The sequence below is a fragment of the Azovibrio sp. genome (genome assembly GCF_049658005.1).
Classification (GTDB): Bacteria; Pseudomonadota; Gammaproteobacteria; order Burkholderiales; family Rhodocyclaceae; genus Azovibrio.
Genome location: NZ_JBASOH010000032.1, coordinates 1 through 1766, shown reverse-complemented (window position 1 = coordinate 1766; position 1766 = coordinate 1). Strand labels below are relative to the sequence as shown.

The window sequence follows — 1766 nt, the reverse complement described above, 5'->3', positions numbered from 1 at the left end:
AGACCAGCCAACTCACGCGGCGGCGGGCCTCGGGCAGGTTCTGGGCGGCGAGGGGCCGGCGCACGGCCTCGCCGTGCTGGGCGAGGCTCTTGGCGCCCAGGGAGAAATAACCGAGGAGCACATCCAGATACCAGCCCCAGCCGGGCCGCTGCCGCAGCCAGAAGGCCAGGCCCAGCAGCGGCAGGACGGCCAGGCACCAGGCCAGGAGGCCATGGCCGCGGCCGCCGGCACGGTTCAAGGCCGCTTCGAGCCAGGCGACGAGCCGGCCGAACCCCGTGAGGGGATGAAAGCGGCGGGGTTCGCCCAGGATCTGGTCGAGCAGCACCGCGGCCAGCGCGGCCAGGGGCAGATGCAAGGAGGGATGTGCAGCAAACAGCTCAGCCAGCAAGTCCATGGGATAATCCGGCGCAAGGTTGGGGCACCGTGTTGCAAAGAGGCGCGATTTTATAACCAAAGCCCTGGGTAGGCCGGGGTTTTTTGCGGCAGAAAACGAATGACTTTTCCCTCCCTGATGATCCAGGGCTGTACTTCGGATGCCGGCAAATCCACCCTGGTGGCGGCCCTGTGTCGCATCCTCAAACGCCGCGGCGTGCGGGTGGCGCCCTTCAAGCCGCAGAACATGGCCTTGAATTCCGCCGTCACCGCAGACGGGGGTGAAATTGGCCGGGCCCAGGCGCTGCAGGCCCAGGCGGCGGGGCTCTTGCCCCATACCGATTTCAATCCGGTGCTCCTGAAGCCCAGCACCGACAAGGAGGCCCAGGTGATCCTGCACGGCCGGGTGGTCGCCGATCTGGATGCCAAGGCCTACCACGCCTACAAGCCTCGGGCGATGGCGGCGGTGCTCGCCTCCTGGCGCCGCCTGAGCGAGGGCTACGAAACCGTGCTGGTGGAAGGCGCCGGCAGCCCGGCGGAAATCAACCTGCGCGCCAGGGACATCGCCAACATGGGGTTTGCCGAGGCGGTGGATTGCCCGGTGATCCTGATCGCCGACATCGACCGGGGCGGCGTGTTCGCCCATCTGGTGGGGACGCTGGCGCTACTCTCCGCATCCGAACAGAACCGGGTCGTGGGTTTCGTCATCAACCGCTTTCGGGGCGATAGGGCCCTTCTTGCCCCCGGCCTGGACTGGCTGGAACGGCGCACCGGCAAGCCGGTGCTGGGGGTGCTGCCCTACCTGCACGGCCTCTTTCTGGATGCAGAAGATGCCATCGCCACGGGCCAGGCGGATAAATCCGCGGCCCGTCTCAGGGTGATCGCCCCGGCCTACCCGCGCACGGCCAACCACAACGACCTCGATCCCCTGCGCCTGCACCCCGAGGTGGATTTCCAGTGGATCGGCCCGGGTCAGCCGCCGCCCCCGGCCGATCTCGTGGTGCTGCCCGGCTCCAAGGCGGTGCGGGCCGACCTCGACTGGCTGCGCCAGCAGGGCTGGGCGCCTTATCTTGCACGGCATCTACGCTACGGCGGCAAGGTGATCGGCCTATGCGGCGGCTACCAGATGCTGGGCCGGGCCATTGATGATCCGCACGGGCTGGAAGGGCCGCCGGGCAGCTCGCCCGGCCTGGGCTGGCTGGATTGCGAAACCACCCTGGCGCCGGAAAAGCAGTTGCAGAATGTGCAGGGCCACCTCCTCCTGGAAGGCCGCCCGGCGATGAGCGGCTATGAAATTCATCTGGGCGTCACCCACGGGCCGGCTCTGGAAAGCCCGCTACTGCTACTCGACCCGGATCGCCGCGAGGGGGCCCGCTCCGGCGACGGCCAGGTGC

The 1766-nt window shown here is 68.3% G+C and carries 2 protein-coding genes; one reads left to right on the top strand and one right to left on the bottom strand.

The features are described 5' to 3' along the window. The coding region (locus tag WBH99_RS03155; RefSeq protein WP_424218659.1) for a cobalamin biosynthesis protein at positions 1 to 394 on the bottom strand (394 nt) is incomplete at its 3' end. A gap of 99 nt (positions 395 to 493) precedes the next feature. Between WBH99_RS03155 and WBH99_RS03150 the strand changes: the two genes are divergently transcribed. Continuing rightward, positions 494 to 1766: cobyric acid synthase (locus WBH99_RS03150; protein WP_424218658.1), on the top strand; the 1273-nt coding region annotated here is incomplete at its 3' end.